The following is a 1,948-nucleotide window of genomic DNA, read 5'->3' as shown; positions in this document are numbered from 1 at the left end:
TGGCCCGTGGTGGTTTAGAAGGTGTGGAGGACGAAGCGGAGGAATTCGGTGGGTTCGATGGCTTCGAGGGGTACCGGGCCTTCGTTGGGGAGGAATTCGTATCCGCTTTCGGGGCCGTATTTTTCGCCGCCTGCGGTGACCTGGCCCTTGGTTTGGAACAGGATTTCGATGGAGGGGTGCTGGCCTGCCTGGTAAACGGCGCCGGCGTCCAGGCGGAGGAATCCGATGCGGAAGTTGCGTTCGGTGAAGGTGCCCAGCCATTTTTCGGTCACGCCCTGATCGGCTGAGGGGAGCCAGTCGTAGGCGTCCGGGTTCATGGCGATGACGTCTTCGTAGCGGGGGGTGGCGAATTCGAGCTTGCCGCCGGTGGCGTGTTCGAAGATCGCCTGGGAGCCGTCCACGGTCTGCTCGGCGCCGTTGGCGTCGGTGTAGGTGTACATGCCCTTCCTGAACTCGCCGGTCTTTTCCAGATCGGCGTTGGTCGCTTCGCGCTGGGCGACGGAGAGGTAGCCCTGGCCGCTGGCGCCGCCGGCCTGCAGGACCAGTGTGCGGAGGCCTTCGGCGCGTTCCTGCGGGCCGTAGTGGACGCTCTCGGGGAAGTAACCGACCCAGCCTTCCTCCAGGAAATCCTCCTCGGAGTAGGGCAGCCGGCCCTTGATCACGTAGCGGACCTGGTCGAAGTTGTGCCGGTGACGCGGGGTCCGCCACCCACCGCCGCCGGTGTGGCCCATGTTCAGGTCGTAATTGTTCGGGGAACCATCCTCGCCGAACAGCAGGTGCTTCTGGTCCAGCACTCCCTCACGCATGGATCCGACTGCTTCGATATCAGTATCCGCTGCCTTGCTTACGCGCATCTCCAGCTCCTTTATAAAGTCGAGTCATCCCCCGGCAAGATCCGCGGGGGTGCGGCGCCCGGCCCCGCCGCTGCTATTGTGCAGGACCGGCCGCCGTCCATTGACACTATCCCACATGGCGGGATATTGTTCAATAGCAAGGCGGGCACACCACCTCCTGTTTTCCCGATAACGCCCAGCCGGTTAAAGGGTCATGCTGTCCAGGACAGCACCCTGTTCACCACTGCCTGCACGACCATCACGACGCGAAACCACGAGGATCGACCATGACGACGACACCCCTGACTCACATTCCCCATGACTCCGGCGTGCCGGCATCAGCGCGGGACTTCAGCGTCGAGGGGCGGGTGGTCATTGTCACCGGCGCAGCCCAGGGCATCGGCCGGGAACTCGCGCGCCAGTTCGCCGCAGCCGGAGCCGTTGCCGTGGTAGCTGACCTCGCCATCGACAAGGCCGAAGCAGTCGTGAAGGAAATTCATGACGCCGGCGGGGTAGGACTGGCCGTAAAGGTCAACGTGGCCGACGAAGCGTCCGTCACGGCCATGGTCGACACCGTGATCCAGACCTGGGGCCGGATCGATGTGCTGATCAACAACGCCTCGATCTTCGCGAGCATCGAAAAGGGCCCGTTCGACCAGATTCCCCTGGATCAGTGGGAAAACGTGCTGAAGGTCAACATCACCGGCACCTACCTCTGCGTTAAGGCAGTCGCTGCCCATATGCGCGAAGCAGGCTTCGGCCGCATCATCAACATCTCATCCGACGCAGTCACCCGCGGCACCGCGAACTACCTGCACTACGTCACCTCCAAATCAGCACTGATCGGCATGACCAACTCCCTGGCCCGCGAACTCGGCAGCCACGGAATCACCGTCAACTGCATCCGGCCCGGCAGCGTCGCAACCGAAGTAGAACGCACCGTCAACCCCACCGCCGAAGTCCGCGAACGCGCCGCGTCCCTGCAGTGCATCCCCCGCGGAATGGTCCCCACCGACCTCGTCGGCATCATGTTCTTCCTCGCCACCCCCGCCGCCGCATTCATCACCGGCCAAACCATCGCCTGCGACGGCGGCTACACCCACAGCAGCTAACCC

The 1,948-nt window shown here is 63.7% G+C and carries 2 protein-coding genes; one reads left to right on the top strand and one right to left on the bottom strand.

The features are described from left to right. Nucleotides 1-14: 14 nt before the first annotated feature. Entirely contained in the window at nucleotides 15-854 is an 840-nt protein-coding gene (locus J2X42_RS23290) for a hypothetical protein (RefSeq protein WP_310168503.1), read from the bottom strand. Nucleotides 855-1,120: 266 nt separating this feature from the next. Here J2X42_RS23290 and J2X42_RS23285 point away from each other — a divergent pair, with 266 nt between their 5' ends. Then, nucleotides 1,121-1,945, top strand: a complete 825-nt coding sequence (locus tag J2X42_RS23285) for an SDR family oxidoreductase (protein WP_310168502.1) — start codon at nucleotides 1,121-1,123, stop codon at nucleotides 1,943-1,945. The last annotated feature ends 3 nt before the right edge of the window (nucleotides 1,946-1,948 follow it).

Source organism: Arthrobacter sp. BE255 (genome assembly GCF_031457335.1).
Classification (GTDB): domain Bacteria; phylum Actinomycetota; class Actinomycetes; order Actinomycetales; family Micrococcaceae; genus Arthrobacter.
This window is presented reverse-complemented; position numbering and strand designations above follow the sequence as displayed.

Bases quoted from the DNA above. Each gene is read 5' to 3' on its own strand.
- J2X42_RS23290 (WP_310168503.1), bottom strand. From the start codon at position 854: ATGCGCGTAAGCAAGGCAGCGGATACTGATATCGAAGCAGTCGGATCC.
- J2X42_RS23285 (WP_310168502.1), top strand. From the start codon at position 1,121: ATGACGACGACACCCCTGACTCACATTCCCCATGACTCCGGCGTGCCG.